18 protein-coding genes and 1 other RNA gene are annotated in these 19,745 nt (G+C 55.3%); 13 read left to right on the top strand and 6 right to left on the bottom strand.

Annotation, left to right across the window (positions count from 1 at the left end; translation table 11 throughout):
- The first annotated feature begins 144 nt into the window (after window positions 1–144).
- The 3 genes from mscS to HV242_RS19300 all read left to right on the top strand — a co-directional run bounded on the left by mscS (window position 145) and on the right by HV242_RS19300 (window position 2,613).
- Entirely contained in the window at window positions 145–999 is an 855-nt protein-coding gene (mscS, locus tag HV242_RS19310) for a small-conductance mechanosensitive channel MscS (protein ID WP_014171534.1), read from the top strand.
- Window positions 1,000–1,145: 146 nt separating this feature from the next.
- Window positions 1,146–1,781 (top strand): arginine exporter ArgO, encoded by a 636-nt coding sequence (gene argO, locus HV242_RS19305; protein ID WP_014171533.1) that lies wholly within the window; start codon window positions 1,146–1,148, stop codon window positions 1,779–1,781.
- Between the two features lie 91 nt (window positions 1,782–1,872).
- Window positions 1,873–2,613 (top strand): oxidative stress defense protein, encoded by a 741-nt coding sequence (locus HV242_RS19300; RefSeq protein ID WP_025203272.1) that lies wholly within the window; start codon window positions 1,873–1,875, stop codon window positions 2,611–2,613.
- A 47-nt stretch (window positions 2,614–2,660) separates the two neighbouring features.
- Here HV242_RS19300 and argP read toward each other — a convergent pair whose 3' ends face one another.
- A complete protein-coding gene (argP, locus tag HV242_RS19295) occupies window positions 2,661–3,554 on the bottom strand; it encodes a DNA-binding transcriptional regulator ArgP (protein ID WP_008499727.1) in 894 nt (297 codons plus the stop codon).
- Window positions 3,555–3,681: 127 nt separating this feature from the next.
- Between argP and rpiA the strand changes: the two genes are divergently transcribed.
- Together rpiA and serA are read left to right on the top strand one after the other, a co-directional pair.
- Complete coding sequence (gene rpiA / locus HV242_RS19290; RefSeq protein ID WP_014171530.1) at window positions 3,682–4,341, top strand: ribose-5-phosphate isomerase RpiA; 660 nt, start codon at window positions 3,682–3,684, stop codon at window positions 4,339–4,341.
- A 272-nt stretch (window positions 4,342–4,613) separates the two neighbouring features.
- Complete coding sequence (gene serA / locus HV242_RS19285) at window positions 4,614–5,846, top strand: phosphoglycerate dehydrogenase (protein WP_014171529.1); 1,233 nt, start codon at window positions 4,614–4,616, stop codon at window positions 5,844–5,846.
- 45 nt (window positions 5,847–5,891) lie between these two features.
- On the opposite strand, the gene HV242_RS19280 is transcribed toward serA, so the two are convergent.
- From HV242_RS19280 to zapA, 3 genes are all read right to left on the bottom strand, one after another.
- The gene (locus HV242_RS19280; protein WP_050737273.1) at window positions 5,892–6,488 is read right to left on the bottom strand and encodes a 5-formyltetrahydrofolate cyclo-ligase; all 597 of its coding nucleotides are present in this window, start codon (window positions 6,486–6,488) and stop codon (window positions 5,892–5,894) included.
- Window positions 6,489–6,513: 25 nt separating this feature from the next.
- Window positions 6,514–6,697, bottom strand: a non-coding RNA gene (gene ssrS / locus HV242_RS19275) — 6S RNA.
- Between the two features lie 41 nt (window positions 6,698–6,738).
- Window positions 6,739–7,068, bottom strand: coding sequence for a cell division protein ZapA (gene zapA / locus HV242_RS19270; RefSeq protein WP_006811891.1), 330 nt, complete (start codon window positions 7,066–7,068; stop codon window positions 6,739–6,741).
- A 169-nt stretch (window positions 7,069–7,237) separates the two neighbouring features.
- On the opposite strand from zapA, the gene HV242_RS19265 reads away from it, so the two are divergent.
- The 8 genes from HV242_RS19265 (at window position 7,238) to HV242_RS19230 (ending at window position 17,307) form a co-directional block, all read left to right on the top strand.
- The gene (locus HV242_RS19265; RefSeq protein ID WP_025203274.1) at window positions 7,238–7,816 is read left to right on the top strand and encodes a YecA/YgfB family protein; all 579 of its coding nucleotides are present in this window, start codon (window positions 7,238–7,240) and stop codon (window positions 7,814–7,816) included.
- 31 nt (window positions 7,817–7,847) lie between these two features.
- Window positions 7,848–9,161, top strand: coding sequence for a Xaa-Pro aminopeptidase (pepP, locus tag HV242_RS19260; protein WP_025203275.1), 1,314 nt, complete (start codon window positions 7,848–7,850; stop codon window positions 9,159–9,161).
- Window positions 9,158–10,336, top strand: a complete 1,179-nt coding sequence (gene ubiH, locus HV242_RS19255) for a 2-octaprenyl-6-methoxyphenyl hydroxylase (RefSeq protein ID WP_181616861.1) — start codon at window positions 9,158–9,160, stop codon at window positions 10,334–10,336. Before pepP ends, ubiH begins: the two co-directional genes overlap by 4 nt.
- 12 nt (window positions 10,337–10,348) lie before the next feature.
- Window positions 10,349–11,551 (top strand): FAD-dependent 2-octaprenylphenol hydroxylase, encoded by a 1,203-nt coding sequence (ubiI, locus tag HV242_RS19250; RefSeq protein WP_040018861.1) that lies wholly within the window; start codon window positions 10,349–10,351, stop codon window positions 11,549–11,551.
- 430 nt (window positions 11,552–11,981) lie between these two features.
- A complete protein-coding gene (gene gcvT, locus HV242_RS19245; RefSeq protein ID WP_020883724.1) occupies window positions 11,982–13,076 on the top strand; it encodes a glycine cleavage system aminomethyltransferase GcvT in 1,095 nt (364 codons plus the stop codon).
- Window positions 13,077–13,099: 23 nt separating this feature from the next.
- Window positions 13,100–13,489, top strand: a complete 390-nt coding sequence (gene gcvH / locus HV242_RS19240) for a glycine cleavage system protein GcvH (protein WP_014171522.1) — start codon at window positions 13,100–13,102, stop codon at window positions 13,487–13,489.
- A gap of 125 nt (window positions 13,490–13,614) precedes the next feature.
- Window positions 13,615–16,488 carry an aminomethyl-transferring glycine dehydrogenase gene (gcvP, locus tag HV242_RS19235; RefSeq protein ID WP_014171521.1) on the top strand — a complete coding sequence of 958 codons (2,874 nt, stop codon included), beginning with the start codon at window positions 13,615–13,617 and terminating at the stop codon, window positions 16,486–16,488.
- Between the two features lie 75 nt (window positions 16,489–16,563).
- Window positions 16,564–17,307, top strand: a complete 744-nt coding sequence (locus tag HV242_RS19230) for an SDR family oxidoreductase (RefSeq protein WP_063858429.1) — start codon at window positions 16,564–16,566, stop codon at window positions 17,305–17,307.
- Window positions 17,308–17,343: 36 nt separating this feature from the next.
- Here the strand turns inward: HV242_RS19230 and bglA are convergent, their stop codons facing one another.
- Window positions 17,344–18,777: a 6-phospho-beta-glucosidase BglA gene (gene bglA, locus HV242_RS19225; RefSeq protein WP_020883728.1), complete on the bottom strand. Its 1,434-nt coding sequence runs from the start codon at window positions 18,775–18,777 to the stop codon at window positions 17,344–17,346.
- A 116-nt stretch (window positions 18,778–18,893) separates the two neighbouring features.
- The gene (locus HV242_RS19220; RefSeq protein WP_040018863.1) at window positions 18,894–19,625 is read right to left on the bottom strand and encodes a MurR/RpiR family transcriptional regulator; all 732 of its coding nucleotides are present in this window, start codon (window positions 19,623–19,625) and stop codon (window positions 18,894–18,896) included.
- Window positions 19,626–19,745: the final 120 nt, after the last annotated feature.

Genomic DNA, 19,745 nt, shown 5'->3' with positions numbered 1-19,745 from the left:
TTTTTTATGCTTTTTCAATGGTCTGCCCGGCCCGTTTATGTGATCTGTTTGGCAAAACCGGTCCTTTTTGTTTACCCTTTACTGACCTGCCTGTCTCCATGGGGGATGGATTTTGTGTTTTTGGGATAACAAAAGGAAGACTAAATGGAACAACTCGATGTTGTAGACAGCATCAATAATGCCGGTAACTGGCTGGTGCGCAACCAGGCGCTGCTGCTGAGCTATGCCGTTAACATCGTCGCGGCGATTGCCATCATCATCGTCGGGATGATCGTGGCGCGTATCGTATCAAACGCCGTAAACCGCGTGATGCTGGCGCGTCACATTGACGCCACTGTGGCTGACTTCCTCTCTGCACTGGTGCGCTACGGTATTATTGCCTTTACGCTGATTGCTGCACTGGGGCGTGTTGGCGTACAGACTGCCTCGGTGATTGCTGTTCTCGGTGCCGCCGGTCTGGCCATTGGTCTGGCACTGCAGGGGTCGCTCTCGAACCTGGCTGCGGGTGTGTTGCTGGTAACCTTCCGTCCGTTCCGCTCTGGCGAGTACGTTGACCTGGGCGGTATTGCCGGCACCGTACTGCAGGTGCAGATTTTCTCAACCACTCTGCGAACTGTGGATGGCCGTATCGTGGTGGTACCGAACGGGAAAATTATCGCGGGCAACATCATTAACTTCTCCCGCGAGCCGGTGCGTCGTAACGAGCTGATTATCAGCGTGGCGTATGACTCTGATATCGATCAGGTGAAATCGCTGATCGCCAATATCATTGCCTCCGACGATCGTATTTTGAAAGATAAAGAGCAGACCGTTCGCCTGAACGAGTTGGGGGCATCCTCCATCAACTTTGTCGTGCGCATCTGGAGCAAAAGCAGCGATCTGCAAAACGTTTACTGGGATGTTCTGGAACGTATCAAACGTGATTTTGATGCCAACGGGATCAGCTTCCCGTATCCACAGATGGACGTGAACCTTAAACGCGAAAAAGAAGCCGAGTAATCCTCTTCCTCAGCAGGCCCGGTGAGCGGCAACGCCACCGGGCCTTTTTATTAGCAATACTAATCACCAATTAATATTATCAATTTCCTCTAATAAGGTTCTCGCAGTATAGTCAGCTCCCAGGACAACTTGCTGAGAATTTATTCATGTTATCTTATTATTTTCAAGGCCTTGCATTAGGTGCGGCCATGATCCTTCCCCTTGGCCCGCAAAACGCGTTCGTGATGAACCAGGGCATTCGCCGTCAGTATCATCTCATGATTGCCCTGCTGTGCGCGGTGAGCGATTTGCTGCTGATCTGCGCCGGAATCTTTGGCGGCAGTGCGCTGCTGATGCAGTCTCCCTGGCTTCTGGCGCTGGTGACCTGGGGTGGGGTAGCGTTCCTGCTGTGGTATGGGTTTGGGGCGCTGAAAACGGCAATGAGCAGCAATCTCGAACTGGCGAGCGCCGAGGTCATGAAGCAGGGCCGCTGGAAGATTATCGTCACCATGCTGGCGGTCACCTGGCTCAACCCGCACGTTTATCTGGATACCTTTGTGGTGCTGGGCAGCCTGGGTGGGCAGCTCGACGTTGAGCCAAAACGCTGGTTTGCCCTGGGTACCGTCAGCGCCTCATTCCTGTGGTTCTTCGGTCTCGCGATTCTGGCGGCATGGCTGGCCCCGCGTCTGCGTACCGCTAAAGCCCAGCGGATCATCAACACGCTGGTGGGCGTGGTGATGTGGTTTATTGCCTTTCAGCTGGCAAAAGAGGGGATTCATCATGTTCAGGAATTGCTCAACTAAGCGTTGTCTTATGGACAACTGAGCGAGAGCCGCTAAGCTTGCTGGCATGCGCCCTGTTGTTGGGCACTCTTCGCAACATGGAGGAATGACAGTGAAGTTTAAAGTGATGGCCCTGGCGGCATTAGTGAGTTTAGGTGCGGTGTCGGTGCAGGCAAGTGAATTGCCTGATGGCCCGCATATCGTCACTTCAGGCACCGCAAGCGTGGATGCGGTACCCGATGTTGCAACGCTGGCAATTGAAGTGAACGTGGCCGCGAAAGATGCCGCTTCTGCCAAGAAGCAGGCTGACGATCGTGTTGCGCAATATCTCTCTTTCCTGGAGCAAAACGGTGTCGCTAAAAAAGACATCAGCTCTGCCAACCTGCGTACCCAGCCTGATTACGACTACCAGAACGGTAAAAGCATCCTGAAAGGCTACCGTGCCGTGCGCACCGTTGAAGTGACCGTGCGTCAGCTCGATAAACTGAACTCGCTGCTGGATGGCGCGCTGAAAGCGGGTCTGAACGAAATTCGTTCCGTCTCACTGGGCGTTGCGCAACCGGAAAAATACAAAGACCAGGCGCGTAAAGCCGCCATTGATGATGCAATCCATCAGGCGCAACAGCTGGCGTCCGGATTCAACAGTAAGCTCGGTCCGGTATACAGCGTGCGTTACCACGTCTCAAATTATCAGCCAAGCCCGATGGTACGGATGATGAAGGCCGACGCGGCGCCGGTGTCTGCTCAGGAAACTTATGAGCAGCCGACGATTCAGTTCGACGATCAGGTTGATGTGGTATTCCAGCTGCAGCCGACCCAAAGTCAGCAGACTGAGCCGGCAAAAGCGCAGTAATCTGTCTTCACAATTCCCCCCTCCCGTCAGGAGAGGGGAATTGTTCCTTAATCCTGTCTCAACACCTTATGCCCATACGCCAGCAGCGCGTCGGTGACGTTGCGCATCATGCGGCTTTCTGGCGCAAAACGGTGCCAGTAGAGCATCCGGCGCTGATACAGCCCCGGCGTTAAGTCAATCAGCTCACCGCTTTTCAACTCTTTCTCTATCTGCAGGTGCGGGATCATACAGCAGGTCGTGCCCTGACGTGCGAGCTGCACAAACGCTTCAGACGAGTTCACGATATGACATGGCACGCTGCCCGGCGGCAGATCGAAGTTTTGCTGCAGGAAGGCCTGATGCATATCGTCCAGATGGTCGAACGCTACCGCAGGGGCTTTCAGCAGCGCGGCGCGGGTGACTCCGTTCGGGAAGTAGCGCTCGGCAAACGCTTTTGAGCCGACAAACAGATAGTCCAGTGCGCCCAGCTGATCGACAAGACAGCTCGGCAGCGCCTGAGGCTGGATACTGACCGCCCCAACCACTTCACCGCGACGCAGGCGCTCCTGCGTACGGGTTTCATCTTCAACCTGCAGATTCAGGCGAATCGGGGAGTCCGCTAACACCGGCGCAAGGGCCGGCAACAGCCAGGTTGCCAGGCTGTCGGCGTTCACCGCCAGCGAGAGCAGCAGCGGCGTTGAGCCGGTCTGTTCGTCACCCAGCCACTCATCTTCGAGCAGTTCAACCTGGCGCAGCAGGGCGAGGAGCTTTTGCCCTTGCTCCGTTGGACGCGGTGGAACAGTACGTACCAGCAGAGGCTGCCCGAACATGTTCTCCAGCTGCTTGATGCGTTGTGATACGGCGGACTGAGTGATACAAAGCTTTTGCGCTGCGCGCTCAAAACCGCGTTCACGAATAACTGCATCAAGTGCCTGTAGTGTTCTGTAGTCCGGACGTTTCATTGCTCTGGCTGACTCCTTAATTTTGCTTAATCTGCACTATGACACAATTTTCCCTTCGTGGCAGACGAAATCCACCCGACGTGTTCTATAATGCGGCCTACGTTTTCACACCACAGGCTAAACGATCATGACGCAGGATGAACTGAAAAAAGCAGTAGGATGGGCCGCTCTCCAGTATGTGCAACCGGGTACCATTGTCGGTGTTGGTACGGGCTCGACGGCGGCACACTTTATCGATGCGCTGGGCACGATGAAAGGGCAGATCGAGGGCGCAGTTTCCAGCTCCGACGCTTCCACGGAAAAGCTGAAAAGCCTTGGCATCACCGTTTTCGATCTGAATGAAGTTGACCGTCTTGGCATCTACGTTGATGGCGCGGATGAAATCAACGGCCATATGCAGATGATCAAAGGCGGCGGTGCGGCGCTGACGCGTGAAAAAATCATCGCCTCCGTGGCGGATAAATTCATCTGTATCGCCGATGCGTCAAAGCAGGTTGATATCCTGGGTAAATTCCCGCTGCCGGTAGAAGTGATCCCAATGGCGCGTAGCGCTGTGGCGCGTGAACTGGTGAGACTGGGTGGACGCCCGGAATATCGTCAGGGCGTCATCACTGATAACGGCAACGTGATCCTCGACGTTCACGGTCTGGAAATTCTCGACGCCATTGCGCTGGAAAATGCCATTAACGGTATTCCAGGCGTAGTGACTGTAGGGTTATTCGCCAACCGTGGCGCGGATGTCGCGCTGATCGGCACGGCAGATGGCGTGCAAACCATCGTAAAATGATCTGATGGGGGGAGCCCTCCCCCCGCTAAAAAAATTTTGAAAAGCTAAATTCGGTGACTTGTGTCACGCTTTTTACCTCTCGTTTGCCGATCCTGCCGCATTCGCAAATTTCTACAGCATTTTCCTCTGTCATTTTGCTCTGTATGACTTTTCTTCAGAGTGCCGACGCAAACGTTCATATTGCTGCAATAGTTTTTTTTGATATGTTGGCTACAGCGGATTTTAATCCAGCACAACATCAGTTCAGACAAAAACAGGGTCGGGTAAGGTAAATGGCAAAGGTATCACTGGAGAAAGACAAGATTAAATTCCTGCTGGTTGAGGGCGTGCATCAGAAAGCGCTTGATAGCCTTCGTGCAGCAGGTTACACCAACATCGAATTTCACAAAGGCGCGCTGGACACCGAAGAGCTGAAAGCGTCCATCCGTGATGCCCATTTCATTGGCCTGCGATCCCGTACCCAACTGACTGAAGACGTGATTGCTGCGGCGGAAAAGTTGGTTGCCATCGGCTGTTTCTGCATCGGTACCAACCAGGTTGACCTGAATGCCGCCGCAAAACGCGGTGTGCCTGTCTTTAACGCCCCGTTCTCCAACACCCGTTCCGTGGCGGAGTTAGTGATTGGCGAGTTGCTGCTGTTGCTGCGTGGTATTCCGGAAGCTAACGCCAAAGCGCACCGCGGCGTGTGGAACAAACTGGCTGCGGGTTCATACGAAGCCCGTGGTAAAAAACTCGGTATCATCGGCTATGGCCACATCGGTACTCAGCTGGGGATCCTGGCTGAATCCCTGGGGATGCATGTCTATTTTTATGATATCGAAAGCAAACTGCCGCTGGGCAATGCCACTCAGGTTCAACACCTCTCTGACCTGCTGAACATGAGCGACGTGGTCAGCCTGCACGTGCCGGAAAATGCGTCGACGAAAAACATGATGGGTGCTGAGGAACTGGCGCTGATGAAGCCAGGGTCACTGCTGATCAACGCCGCGCGCGGTACGGTTGTCGATATTCCGGCGCTGTGCGATGCGCTGAAGCGTAAGCATCTGGCGGGGGCGGCAATTGACGTCTTCCCGACTGAGCCTGCTACCAACAGCGATCCGTTTACCTCTCCGCTGTGCGAATTCGACAACGTGATCCTGACCCCGCACATCGGCGGATCGACGCAGGAAGCGCAGGAAAATATCGGTCTGGAAGTCGCGGGCAAGCTGAGCAAATACTCCGACAACGGTTCTACGCTCTCTGCCGTGAACTTCCCGGAAGTGTCTCTGCCGTTGCACGGTGGCCGTCGTCTGCTGCACATCCATGAAAACCGTCCGGGCGTGCTGACTGCGATCAACCAGATCTTTGCCGAGCAGAGCGTCAACATTGCCGCACAGTATCTGCAAACGAACTCTCAGATGGGTTACGTGGTGATTGATATTGAAGCGGACGAAGATGTAGCGGAAAAAGCGCTGCAGAGCATGAAGGCTATTCCGGGTACCATTCGCGCCCGTCTGCTGTACTGATTCTGTTTCTGTGAGCATAAAGCCGGGTCGCTACCCGGCTTTATTTTACCAGCGCCAGGTTTTGCCCGGCGTCACTACCGCAGGCAGCGGAATATCCCACTTCTCTACCGGCAAGGCTTCCACGCCCTGACAGTCATGTGCGTATCCCACAGGCTGTAAATGATACTGCTGCCAGTTTTGCAGCGTCCTGTCATAAAAACCGCCACCCATCCCTAAGCGCTGACCCTGCTCATCAAACGCCACCAGCGGCGTGATCAGTACATCCAGTTCTGAGAGGGGGAGGACGTCGCGGACATCGAGTTTTGGTTCGGTGATTTTCAGACGATTTACCACCAGTTCGCTGTGCGGGTGGTAGTGTAAAAACAGCAGATTTCCCTGGCTAAACGGGTGCAGCACCGGCAGGTACACTCTTTTCCCGGCGCGCCACAGCTGTTCTATCAGCGGTTGAGTATCCAGCTCGCCATCAAACGAGAGGAACAGGGCGACGGTACGCGCCATCACAACAGGGGGATAGGCCATCATACGGGCTGCGCCTTGCTGGGCAAACTGTGCTTGCTGTTCGAGAGTTAACGCACGACGGCGTTGACGCATGAGCTGACGGATGTCCTGGCGTGAGGAAGAGACTTCAGGGAGTTGGGTCATGGTAGTCGGTAGAAGAAAAAGAGAGGGAATCTCCGAGATGCCGCCGCAGGCTGTAACCCTTGAACCCTTGGTTCAAGGTGAATGTGTCGTCATAGTTTTAAGGCTTCTCGGACGAACCGAGCATGCTCACCAACCATGGAGCGCCACATTCTTGTGGTATGAAATATCGGCTCAGGGGACTGGCCCGCTTGCGAACATCTCAGAGAAATTTTGTCTTCACAGTTACTCTACCATAGTCAACTGAGAAGTGTTATTCAAACTTTGGTCCCGGTCTTTCGGGATTGCGACCTTGATCAAGCAATGCTTGTTCAATGGTCTGCTGGAGCATTTTAATGCGCTGCTCCATGCTTGCCGCGTAATCGCGGGTCTTCGCTTTTTCCTGAGTCAGTTCATAACTGATGTTCAACGCGGCGATGAAAACCAGCTGCTCAGTATTTGTGACTCTAGTGCGTTCTTTGAGATCTTGCAACCGCTGATTCAAATCGTCCGCAGCCTGATTCAAGGCATCCCTTTGTTCAGGCGGACAATTCACTCGCAGTGAACGGCCAAAAATCTGGAGATCGACGGGTTGTGCAGACATGCCACCTTCCTGCTGATTGACTGCGCTGCCTTCGCTTACTGCCCCGGGGGGCTGCGAAGGGGCGACACTATAGCTACCCTGATGTGAAGATACAAGCCCTTTTCTGGTATCACCAGGGTCCAAAGTGGTAGCATATCATGAATATTCCTCCCAACGATGACGAATGCGCATGTCTATACAGAACGAAATGCCTGGTTACAAGGATTTAAACCAGTTACTGAACCAGCAGGGAGTCGGTTTAACCTCTGCGGAAATGCACGGTCTGATCAGTGGCATGCTGTGCGGCGGAAACAGCGACAGCTCATGGCAGCCGCTGATCCACGACCTGACGAACGAAGGGCTGGCGTTTGGTCACGAGCTGGCGGAAGCCGTGCGTAAAATGCACTCCGCGATCAGCGATTCGCTGGAAGACGATGGCTTCCTTTTTCAGCTTTATCTGCCTGAAGGCGATGACGTCAGCGTCTTCGATCGTGCCGATGCGCTCGCAGGTTGGGTTAACCACTACCTGTTGGGGCTGGGCGTCACGCAGCCGAAACTCGATAAAGTGACCGGCGAAGCGGGTGAGGCGATCGACGATCTGCGTAACATTGCGCAGTTGGGCTACGATGAAGACGAAGACCAGGAAGAGCTGGAAATGTCTCTCGAAGAGATCATCGAATACGTTCGCGTTGCAGCATTGCTGTGCCACGACCACTTTACGCGTTCGCAGCCGACCGCGCCGGAAGTCCGCAAGCCAACCTTACATTAAGAAAAATAACGCACAGGAGGGTGTCATGGTTATCTCAAATCAAGAGTATTCGCGCCGTCGTCAGGCGCTGCTGGCCAATATGCAGCCGGGCAGCGCCGCGCTGATTTTTGCTGCGCCAGAAGTGACGCGCAGCGCCGACAGCGAATATCCTTATCGCCAGAGCAGCGATTTCTGGTACTTCACCGGCTTCAACGAGCCGGAAGCGGTACTGGTGCTGATTAAGAGTAATGACACCCACAACCACAGCGTGATTTTTAACCGCGTACGCGATCTCACTGCCGAAATCTGGTTTGGCCGCCGCTTAGGGCAAGAGGCTGCGCCAGAGAAGCTGGGGGTGGATCGGGCGCTGGCATTCAGTGAAATCAACCAGCAGCTCTATCAACTGCTGAATGGCCTGGATGTGCTTTACCACGCGCAGGGCGAGTATGCGTATGCCGATGAGATTGTCTTTACCGCTCTGGATAAACTGCGCAAAGGTTCGAGGCAGAATCTGTCCGCCCCAGCCACCCTGACGGACTGGCGTCCGGTGGTGCATGAGATGCGTCTGTTCAAATCGCCGGAAGAGCTGGACGTGATGCGCCGCGCGGGTGAAATCAGCGCGCTGGCGCACACCCGCGCCATGGAGAAATGCCGCCCGGGAATGTTTGAATACCAGCTGGAAGGGGAGATTCATCACGAATTTAACCGCCACGGCGCGCGTTATCCTTCTTACAACACTATTGTCGGTGGCGGTGAAAACGGCTGCATTCTGCACTACACCGAAAACGAAAGTGCGTTGCGCGATGGCGATCTGGTGTTGATTGACGCCGGATGCGAATTCCAGGGGTATGCGGGCGATATTACCCGTACGTTCCCGGTGAACGGTAAATTCACCCCCGCACAGCGCGCGGTGTATGACATCGTCCTCGAATCGCTCGAGACGGCGCTCAGGCTGTACCGTCCAGGCACGTCCATTCAGGAAGTGACCGGCGAAGTGGTGCGCATCATGATCACCGGTCTGGTGAAGCTCGGTATCCTGAAAGGCGACGTGGATACCCTGATTACCGAGAACGCGCATCGTCCGTACTTTATGCACGGCCTGAGCCACTGGCTGGGGCTGGATGTGCATGACGTGGGAGCATACGGTGCCGATCGTTCCCGCGTGCTGGAGCCAGGCATGGTATTAACCGTTGAGCCGGGGCTGTATATCGCGCCGGATGCCGACGTGCCGGAAGCATACCGTGGGATTGGCATTCGTATCGAAGACGACATCGTCATTACCGAAACCGGCAACGAAAACCTGACCGCCAGCGTCGTGAAAAATGCTGACGATATCGAGGCGCTGATGGCAGCGGCACGCGTATGAGCGTGATTATCGTTGGCGGCGGGATGACCGGAGCCACGCTGGCACTGGCCATCTCGCATTTTACGCAGGGAAAACTGCCGGTGCATCTGGTGGAGGCCGTTGCGCCAGAGGCCTCTGATCACCCCGGTTTTGATGCCCGCGCCATTGCACTGGCGCAGGGTACCTGTCAGCAACTCTCACGCATTGGCATCTGGCAGGCGATAGCCGACTGTGCGACGGCGATTAAAACCGTTCACGTCAGCGATCGCGGTCATGCCGGTTTCGTTACCCTGGATGCGCATGATTACCGTATAGATGCGCTGGGCCGGGTCGTGGAGCTGCACGACGTCGGGTTACGCCTGTTCCGCCTGCTTAAGGATGCGCCAGGCGTGACCCTGCATTGCCCGGCGCGTGTGGCCAGCTTTAGCCGCAGTGACGCGTCGGTCAACGTGGTGCTGGATAACGGTACCGTCCTTGAAGGCCAGCTTCTGGTAGCGGCAAACGGTTCGCGCTCTTCGCTCGGCACGCAGTGCGGCGTTGAGTGGCGACAACAGCCCTACGGGCAGGTGGCCATCATTGCTAACGTTTCGACAGCGGGCGCTCACAACGGCCGCGCTTTTGAGCGTTTCACGCAGCATGGCCCGCTGGCGATGCTGCCCATGTCCCACGATCGCAGTTCGCTGGTATGGTGCCATCCGCAGGACAACGCGGCTGAGATACAGACCTGGTCTGACGAACGTTTTTGTACCGAGCTGCAAAAAGCCTTTGGCTGGCGGCTGGGACGTATTACCCACGCGGGAAAGCGGAGCGTATACCCGTTGTCGCTGACCACCGCCTCGCAGTCTATCTCCCATCGCATGGCGCTGGTCGGCAATGCCGCGCAGACATTGCATCCCATCGCCGGGCAGGGGTTTAACCTCGGGCTTCGCGACGTGATGAGCCTGGCAGAAACGCTTTCACAGGCGTGGAGCGAGCAAAAAGACTGTGGTGCCTGGTCGGTGCTCAGCCATTACCAGAAGCGACGTCAGGCAGATAAAGAGGCGACGATTGGTGTGACGGATGGTCTGGTGCACCTGTTTGCCAATCGCTGGGCACCCCTGGTTGCAGGCCGCAATCTTGGGCTGATGGCGATGGAATTATTCATTCCGGCACGTGACGTGCTGGCGCAGCGGACTCTTGGTTGGGTCGCGCGTTAAGGAGTTATCACCGTGCAAAATGTTGATGTCGCCATCGTTGGCGGCGGAATGGTAGGACTGGCGCTGGCCTGTGGTTTACAGGGCAGCGGCCTGCGCGTTGCGGTACTGGAGCAAAACGTGCCTCAGCCTGTCGCGCAGGACGCGCCGCCGGAACTGCGCGTCTCGGCAATCAATGCGGCCAGTGAAAAGTTGCTGACGCACCTTGGCGTCTGGTCAGAGATCGTGGCGCAGCGTGCCAGCTGTTATCACGGCATGGAAGTGTGGGACAAAGACAGCTTTGGTCATATCGCGTTTGATGATGAAAGCATGGGCTACAGCCATCTGGGACACATCATCGAAAATGCCGTTATCCACCATGCTCTGTGGCAAAAGGCGCAGTCCTGCAGCGATATCACGCTGCTGGCACCGGCGCAAATCCAGCAGGTTGCCTGGGGAGAAAACGACGCTTTTATCACCCTGCAAAGCGGTGACATGCTGACCGCGCGACTGGTCGTGGGCGCTGACGGTGCCAACTCCTGGCTGCGTAACAAGGCGGATATTCCGCTGACGTTCTGGGACTATCGCCATCATGCTCTGGTGGCAACGATTCGCACTGAAGAGCCGCACGGTGGGGTGGCGCGCCAAATCTTCCACAATGACGGCATTCTGGCATTCTTGCCGTTGAGCGATCCACATCTGTGTTCGATTGTCTGGTCTCTGGTTCCTGATAAAGCGCAACAGATGCAGGAGGCGACTCCCGAGGCATTCAACCAGGCGCTGTGCGTCGCGTTTGATAACCGTCTTGGGCTATGCACCCTTGAGAGCGAGCGGCTGGTGTTCCCGTTAACCGGACGCTATGCGCGTCAGTTTGCGGCGCACCGTCTGGCGCTGGTGGGGGACGCGGCGCATACGATCCATCCGCTGGCCGGGCAGGGCGTGAACCTTGGCTTTATGGACGCGGCAGAGCTGGTTGAAGAGTTGCGTCGCCTGCATCGCGAAGGCAAAGATATCGGCCAGCATCTCTATCTGCGTCGCTACGAACGCAGCCGTAAGCACAGTGCAGCGGTGATGCTGGCAGGCATGCAGGGTTTCCGTGAGCTGTTTGCCGGCGCGAATCCAGCGAAAAAACTGCTGCGCGACCTCGGCCTTAAACTTGCCGATACCCTTCCGGGCGTAAAACCTCAACTCCTTCGCCAGGCGATGGGTCTTAACGACCTGCCGGACTGGCTGCGCTAATATAGACCCCCATCACACTTTGTTTTCCCGGCCTCTGCGCCGGGGAAATTCGCTCGTTTGAAATAATCTAATTTCACCGCATTTTTCGCATTAGAAAATCTAATCTTACTATTTTTATGTTACGGAAATTCCGCCCGTTTTTCCGCATGAAATATCACCATCTGCTAAATCCTGTTAGAGCAATGTTAATTTTATGCGGGTTTAATCGCAGTTTGCCAGTGAATAACTCTGTAAGCTTTTTCGTGTTTTTAGGTCATAAGCTAATGTGATGACCCGTTTTACCTTATGGTTAATCGCCGGTTTCGGTGGTAAGTTCAGGTAAAAGAGAACGTTTGCGTCGGGGTCCAGAAAGCGATCGCGGCGCCGGGTTTCGTGGCACTGTTCAGGTGTGCGAAACGCAAGACAGCCCTGCTTATTCAACGAGGAAAAGATGGCTCAACAGACTCCTTTGTACGAACAACACGTGTTATGCGGCGCACGCATGGTGGACTTCCATGGCTGGATGATGCCGCTGCACTACGGCTCGCAGATTGATGAGCACCACGCGGTGCGCACCGATGCCGGTATGTTCGACGTGTCACACATGACAATTGTCGACCTGCATGGCAGCCGCACCCGGGAGTTTTTACGTTATCTGCTGGCAAACGACGTCGCCAAACTGAAGACGCCAGGCAAAGCGCTCTACACCGGCATGCTAAATGCCTCCGGCGGCGTAATTGATGACCTCATCGTCTATTACTTCTCTGAAGATTTCTTCCGCCTCGTTGTAAACTCCGCCACCCGCGAAAAAGACCTCTCCTGGATTACCCAACACGCTGAACCTTACGCCATCGACATCACCGTCCGCGATGATCTGTCGCTGATCGCCGTACAGGGGCCGAACGCGCAGTCTAAAGCCGCCTCTCTGTTCAGCGATGAGCAGCGTAAAGCCACCGACGGCATGAAGCCGTTCTTCGGCGTACAGGCGGGCGATCTGTTTATCGCGACCACCGGCTACACCGGTGAAGCGGGCTATGAAATTGCCATGCCGAATGAGAAAGCCGCCGATTTCTGGCGTGCGCTGGTGGAAGCCGGCGTTAAGCCGGCAGGTCTGGGCGCGCGCGATACGCTGCGTCTGGAAGCCGGTATGAACCTCTACGGGCAAGAGATGGATGAAGGCGTGTCACCGCTGGCGGCCAACATGGGCTGGACCATCGCCTGGGAACCGGCTGACCGTGAGTTTATTGGCCGTGAAGCGCTGGAAATGCAGCGTGAAAAGGGCACTGAACAACTGGTAGGCCTGGTGATGACCGAGAAAGGCGTGCTGCGCGGCGAGCTGCCGGTGCGTTTTACAGATGCTGACGGCAACCCGCGTGAAGGCGTGATCACCAGCGGTACCTTCTCCCCGACGCTGGGCTACAGTATTGCACTGGCGCGTGTTCCGGCGGGCATTGGCGAAACGGCAGTGGTGCAAATCCGCAACCGTGAAATGCCGGTCAACGTGACCAAACCGATTTTTGTTCGCGCCGGTAAGCCGGTCGCCTAATCATTTTTATCAGGAGAACTTCAATGAGCAATGTGCCAGCAGAACTGAAATACAGCAAAGAACACGAGTGGCTGCGCAAAGAGGCGGACGGCACTTACACCGTAGGGATCACCGAGCATGCGCAGGAGCTGCTGGGCGACATGGTGTTTGTTGACCTGCCTGAAGTCGGCGCATCCGTGGAAGCAGGCGATGACTGCGCCGTGGCCGAGTCCGTTAAAGCGGCTTCTGATATCTACGCCCCGGTAAGCGGTGAAATTGTTGCCGTGAACGACGCCCTGAGCGACTCCCCGGAGCTGGTGAACAGCGAGCCTTATGAAGGCGGCTGGATCTTCAAGATCAAAGCCAGCGACGAATCGCAGGTCGCCGCGCTGCTGGATGCCACCGCGTACGAAGCGCTGTTAGAAAACGAGTAAGCCTTAGCCCTCTCCCCTTTGGGGGGAGGGTAGGGTGAGGGGAACAGACGACACCCTCACCCCAGCCCTTTCCCTCCGGGAGAGGGAGAAAACACATTCACTGCACGTTTCAGGAACCATCGCTCATGACACAGACTTTAAGCCAGCTTGAAAACCGTGGCGCCTTCATTGAACGTCACATTGGGCCGGATGCTCAGCAACAGCAGGAGATGCTGAAGACAGTTGGCGCGGATTCATTAAATGCACTGATCGGCCAGATTGTGCCAAAAGACATCCAGCTTGCCACGCCGCCTCAGGTGGGTGAAGCCACCACTGAATTCGCCGCTCTGGCGGAGCTGAAGGCGATTGCCGGCCTGAACAAGCGCTATAAGTCTTACATTGGCATGGGCTACACCAACGTGCAGTTACCCCCGGTTATTCTGCGTAATATGCTGGAAAACCCGGGCTGGTACACCGCCTACACCCCGTATCAGCCAGAAGTTTCTCAGGGCCGTCTGGAAGCGCTGCTGAACTTCCAGCAGGTTACGCTGGATTTGACCGGCCTGGATATCGCGTCCGCTTCACTGCTGGATGAAGCCACCGCCGCCGCCGAAGCAATGGCAATGGCGAAGCGCGTGAGCAAACTGAAAAATGCCAACCGCTTCTTCGTGGCAGCGGACGTGCATCCGCAAACGCTTGATGTGGTTCGTACTCGTGCCGAAACCTTTGGTTTTGACGTGATTGTCGACGACGCCGACAAAGTCCTCGATCATCAGGATGTGTTTGGCGTGCTGCTGCAACAGGTCGGCACCACCGGCGACGTTCACGACTACAGCGCACTGATTGCTGAGCTGAAGGCCCGCAAAGTGGTTGTCAGCGTCGCGGCTGATTTTATGGCGCTGGTCCTGCTGACGGCTCCAGGTAAACAGGGCGCGGACATTGTTTTCGGTTCTGCACAACGCTTTGGTGTCCCGATGGGCTACGGTGGCCCACATGCGGCGTTCTTTGCCGCAAAAGATGAATTCAAACGCTCCATGCCTGGCCGTATCATCGGCGTTTCAAAAGATGCCGCCGGTAACACCGCGCTGCGCATGGCAATGCAGACTCGCGAGCAGCATATTCGTCGCGAGAAAGCGAACTCTAACATCTGTACCTCGCAGGTCCTGCTGGCCAATATCGCCAGCCTGTACGCTGTCTTCCACGGTCCGGTTGGCCTGAAACGCATTGCCAGCCGTATTCACCGTCTGGCGGATATTCTGGCCTGTGGTCTGCAGCAGAAAGGCCTGAAACTGCGCCACGCCCATTACTTTGACACGCTGTGCGTTGAAGTGGCTGACAAAGCCGCGGTGCTGGCTCGTGCTGACGCGGCAGAGATCAACCTGCGTAGCGACATCCATAACGCGGTAGGCATTACCCTGGATGAAAGCACTACCCGCGAAGATATCGTTAACCTGTTTAACGTCTTGCTGGGCGATGCACACGGCCTGGATATTGATACGCTCGATAAAGATGTCGCGCTCGACAGCCGCTCTATCCAGGAAAGCATGCTGCGTGATGATGCGATCCTGACTCACCCGGTGTTCAATCGCTACCACAGCGAAACCGAGATGATGCGCTATATGCACTCTCTGGAGCGCAAAGACCTGGCGCTGAATCAGGCGATGATCCCGCTGGGCTCCTGCACCATGAAGCTGAACGCTGCGGCAGAGATGATCCCAATCACCTGGCCTGAATTTTCCGAGCTGCACCCGTTCTGCCCACCAGAGCAGGCGGAAGGTTACCATCTGATGATCAACCAGCTCTCCGACTGGCTGGTGAAGCTGACCGGTTACGATGCACTCTGCATGCAGCCAAACTCCGGGGCGCAGGGGGAATACGCGGGCCTGCTGGCAATTCGTCACTATCACGAAAGCCGCAATGAAGGGCATCGCGATATCTGCCTGATCCCGAGTTCTGCGCATGGCACCAACCCGGCGTCTGCCCAGATGGCGGGTATGGAAGTGGTGGTGGTGGCCTGCGACAAGAATGGCAACATTGACCTGGCCGATCTGCGTGCGAAAGCCGAGCAGGCGGGTGAAAAACTCTCCTGCATCATGGTGACCTACCCGTCCACCCACGGTGTGTACGAAGAGACCATCCGTGAAGTGTGTGAAGTGGTCCATCAGTTCGGCGGTCAGGTTTATCTCGACGGTGCGAACATGAACGCACAGGTTGGCATTACCTCTCCGGGCTTTATCGGCGCGGATGTGTCGCACCTGAACCTGCACAAAACCTTCTGCATTCCACACGGCGGTGGTGGTCCAGGTATGGGCCCAATCGGTGTGAAAGCACACCTGGCGCCGTTTGTCCCAGGCCACAGCGTAGTGCAGATTGAAGGCATGTTGACCCGTCAGGGCGCGGTCTCTGCGGCACCGTTCGGTAGCGCCTCAATCCTGCCCATTAGCTGGATGTATATCCGCATGATGGGCGCGGAAGGGCTGAAGCAGGCAAGCCAGGTGGCTATCCTCAATGCTAACTACATCGCAACGCGTCTGAAAGAAGCGTATCCGGTGCTCTACACGGGCCGTGATGGTCGCGTGGCGCACGAGTGCATCCTCGATATCCGTCCTTTGAAAGAAGAGACAGGTATCAGCGAGCTGGATATTGCTAAGCGTCTGATCGACTACGGATTCCATGCGCCAACCATGTCGTTCCCGGTGGCGGGTACGCTGATGGTTGAACCCACCGAGTCTGAAAGCAAAGTTGAGCTGGACCGCTTTATTGACGCGATGCTGGCTATCCGCGCTGAAATCGACCGCGTGAAAGCCGGTGAGTGGACGCTGGCCGATAACCCGCTGGTTAACGCACCGCACACCCAGAATGAGCTGGTCTCCGGGTGGGAGCACGGTTATACCCGTGAGCAGGCGGTGTTCCCGGCTGGCATAGCAAACAAATACTGGCCGACCGTGAAACGTCTCGATGACGTCTACGGTGACCGTAATCTGTTCTGCTCTTGTGTGCCAATGAGCGAATACCAGTAATCGTTCCGCGGTTATAACGTGTTACAGGCCGGGTCAGCGTTAACGCTACCCGGCTTTTTTTATAAGGAGACATAGATGGCAATTGCACTGGTCACCGGCGCCAGCCGCGGTATTGGTAAAGCCACCGCGCTGCAGCTGGCGCGCGAAGGCTACACCGTGGCGGTGAACTATCAACACAACATTAAAGCCGCGACGGATGTGATCACGATGATTACCGACGCGGGGGGCACCGCTTTTGCCGTGCGTGCAGATATCAGTGATGAAGCTCAGGTGCTGGCAATGTTCGACAGTATCGATCGTGAAGCCGGACCGCTTACCGCACTGGTGAACAACGCCGGGATCCTGTTTGAACAATCCACGATTGAACACCTCTCCGCTGAACGGATCAACCGCGTGTTAGCCACGAACGTGACCGGTTATTTCCTCTGCTGCCGCGAAGCGGTAAAACGCATGTCGTTCATACATGGTGGCAAAGGCGGCGCGATCGTGAACGTGTCATCCGCGGCATCGCGCCTCGGTGCTCCGGGTGAATATGTGGATTACGCCGCGTCCAAAGGTGCTGTCGATTCGTTGACGACGGGATTATCGCTGGAAGTGGCAGCGCAAGGGATCCGCGTAAACTGCGTGCGTCCCGGGCTGATTTACACCGAGATTCATGCTTCTGGCGGTGAGCCGGGCCGGGTGGATAGGGTCAAATCCATGCTGCCTATGCAGCGTGGCGGTCAGCCGGAAGAGGTGGCGCAGGCGATTGTCTGGCTGCTGAGCGAGAAAGCCTCGTATGTGACGGGAAGTTTTATTGAACTGGCGGGTGGGAAATAAACATCTCCTCTCCCCGTCGGGGAGAGGAGAAAAGCGTTAAAGCGTCTCGCCGTTGCTGGCAATCACGTCTTTGTACCAGTTAAAGCTCTTTTTCCGCGAGCGTGACATATCGCCGGTACCGTCGTCGTGCTTGTTCACATAGATAAAACCGTAGCGCTTGCTGTACTGGCCGGTAGTGAACGACACGCAGTCGATGCAGCCCCACGGGGTATAACCCATCAGATCCACACCATCATACGTGACGGCTTTCATCATCTCTTCCACGTGCGCACGCAGGTAGTCGATGCGGTAGTCATCATTGATGCTGCCGTCTTCTTCTACTTTGTCGTAGGCGCCAAAGCCGTTTTCCACGATAAACAGCGGTTTCTGATAACGCTCGTACAATTCGCACAGGGAATAGCGCAGACCCACCGGGTCAATCTGCCAGCCCCAGTCAGAGGCTTTCACATGCGGGTTCGGTACGCTGCCTTCAAAGCCTGAGATAGCATCGCCAGTACCGCCTTCCGCTTTCACGGCGTTGGTCATGTAATAGCTGAAGCCCAGATAGTCACAGGTGCCTTCACGCAGGATCTCCTCGTCACCCGCTTCCATATGGATGGTGAAGCCACGGCGTTCCCATTCATTAAGCACATAGGATGGGTAGTAACCGCGCAGCTGGACATCGGTAAAGACATAGCGTTCACGCATGGATTCCTGTGCAAACATCACGTCCTCTGGTTTACAGGAGAACGGATAGAGCGCCACCATTGCCAGCATACAGCCGACTTTCATTTCCGGGTTAATGCGACGCGCCGCTTTCACCGCCAGCGCGCTGGCAACGAACTGGTGGTGCAGCACCTGGTACATGGTCTCTTCCGGATTGTCATGCTCGGTATAAACCACGCCTGAGCAGCAGTAGCCAAACAGCGGCGCACGCCAGTTACGCTGGTTGTTGATCTCGTTAAAGGTCATCCAGTATTTGACCTTATTTTTGTAGCGCTCAAACACCACTTCCGCGAAGCGCACAAAGAAATCCACCACTTTACGGTTGGTCCAGCCGCCGTACTCCTGCACCAGGTGGAGCGGCATTTCGAAGTGGGAGAGGGTAATGACCGGTTCAATATTGTATTTCAGCAGCTCATCGAACATGTCGTCGTAGAACTTCAGCCCTTCTTCATTCGGCTGTGTTTCATCCCCTTTCGGGAAGATACGCGTCCAGGCGATAGAGGTGCGGAAACATTTGAAGCCCATCTCAGCAAACAGCTTGATGTCTTCTTTGTAATGGCCATGGAAGTCGATAGCTTCGTGGTTAGGATAGTATTTCCCCGGCACGACTTCCTGCGTGATTTCGCGCGGCACGCCGTGCGCACCGCCCGTTAAGACATCGCAGATACTCGGCCCTTTACCGCCTTTGTTCCAGCCGCCTTCAACCTGGTGAGCGGCCACTGCGCCGCCCCATAAAAAGTCTTTTGGTAGGGTAAGTTTTTTCATCGCTGCTATTCTCAGTAAATGACATATTGCGTTCGAGTCTAGCAAAGCGGAATTAAATGTCACGATATAACAATTCGTTGAAAATGTAATTTGTCACATCGAAAAAACAGGGTGTTTTATTCTGTCAGTTTCTTCGCCAGTTTCCGGCCAAGCGATTCGAGAATATAGATGACGGGTATTTGTGTGGTGATATCGTACACGCCGCCTATCCGCGTCTGAGGGACATGCCAGGAGAGGTTAAAGTCCGCGAGCTTTGCCAGGCGCGAGTGCTCGTGGCTGGTTATGGAGAGCACTTTGCAGCGATGCAGGCTAAACTGGCTGGCAAAGCGCAGGATCTCTTCAGTTTCACCGGATACCGACAGCACAATCGCCAGCGCGTTTTTAGCCATATCATTGGTGACCGGGAAATAAGGATCGTCGATGTGGTTGCTGAATTTACCGATATTCGAAAAGAAGCGTGCGCCATATTTTGCCAGCGAGCCAGACGTGCCCGCACCGACAAATATAATACGTTCGGAAGATAAAATAATATCGACCGCCTCATCTAATAAAGCATCGAACTCTTCGTTATTAACGCCTTTAAAGAAGCTAATAATTTCACTGGCACCAAAATTTGCCTGCTGAGGTTCGTTCTGCTCTAAATAGAGCTTAAAGCGCACGCGGAATTCAGAGTAGCCTTCGCAGTTGAGTTTGCGGCAAAAGCGCAGGATAGTGGTCGTTGAGACGCCAGCCGCATCCGCCAGCTCGCGGATGGTCATGTACATGACTTTGTCACGATTTTTAATGACATAGTTGTAGACCATCATTTCCAGATTATTGAGACTGGCAATGGCTGCGTGGGTGAACATACTCACAATGGCGAAACTCTCATTCAGACATCATTTATTCATCATAACATGCAGCAAGTCGGCAGGATCCAATTTTATGCCCTTGATTCTTAATGATTAAATTTTAATGTGAACAAATGT

The organism is Enterobacter sp. RHBSTW-00593, from assembly GCF_013784105.1.
Classification (GTDB): Bacteria; Pseudomonadota; Gammaproteobacteria; order Enterobacterales; family Enterobacteriaceae; genus Enterobacter; species Enterobacter ludwigii.
Note: the sequence above shows the minus strand (reverse complement) of the source record. Positions and strands in the feature narration are given on the sequence as shown.

Excerpts from the sequence above, each read along its gene's own strand:
- mscS (WP_014171534.1), top strand. The coding sequence starts at position 145 with ATGGAACAACTCGATGTTGTAGACAGCATCAATAATGCCGGTAACTGG.
- argO (WP_014171533.1), top strand. The coding sequence starts at position 1,146 with ATGTTATCTTATTATTTTCAAGGCCTTGCATTAGGTGCGGCCATGATC.
- argP (WP_008499727.1), bottom strand. The coding sequence starts at position 3,554 with ATGAAACGTCCGGACTACAGAACACTACAGGCACTTGATGCAGTTATT.
- rpiA (WP_014171530.1), top strand. The coding sequence starts at position 3,682 with ATGACGCAGGATGAACTGAAAAAAGCAGTAGGATGGGCCGCTCTCCAG.
- serA (WP_014171529.1), top strand. The coding sequence starts at position 4,614 with ATGGCAAAGGTATCACTGGAGAAAGACAAGATTAAATTCCTGCTGGTT.
- HV242_RS19280 (WP_050737273.1), bottom strand. The coding sequence starts at position 6,488 with ATGACCCAACTCCCTGAAGTCTCTTCCTCACGCCAGGACATCCGTCAG.
- zapA (WP_006811891.1), bottom strand. The coding sequence starts at position 7,068 with ATGTCTGCACAACCCGTCGATCTCCAGATTTTTGGCCGTTCACTGCGA.
- HV242_RS19265 (WP_025203274.1), top strand. The coding sequence starts at position 7,238 with ATGTCTATACAGAACGAAATGCCTGGTTACAAGGATTTAAACCAGTTA.
- ubiH (WP_181616861.1), top strand. The coding sequence starts at position 9,158 with ATGAGCGTGATTATCGTTGGCGGCGGGATGACCGGAGCCACGCTGGCA.
- gcvT (WP_020883724.1), top strand. The coding sequence starts at position 11,982 with ATGGCTCAACAGACTCCTTTGTACGAACAACACGTGTTATGCGGCGCA.
- gcvH (WP_014171522.1), top strand. The coding sequence starts at position 13,100 with ATGAGCAATGTGCCAGCAGAACTGAAATACAGCAAAGAACACGAGTGG.
- gcvP (WP_014171521.1), top strand. The coding sequence starts at position 13,615 with ATGACACAGACTTTAAGCCAGCTTGAAAACCGTGGCGCCTTCATTGAA.
- HV242_RS19230 (WP_063858429.1), top strand. The coding sequence starts at position 16,564 with ATGGCAATTGCACTGGTCACCGGCGCCAGCCGCGGTATTGGTAAAGCC.
- bglA (WP_020883728.1), bottom strand. The coding sequence starts at position 18,777 with ATGAAAAAACTTACCCTACCAAAAGACTTTTTATGGGGCGGCGCAGTG.
- HV242_RS19220 (WP_040018863.1), bottom strand. The coding sequence starts at position 19,625 with ATGTTCACCCACGCAGCCATTGCCAGTCTCAATAATCTGGAAATGATG.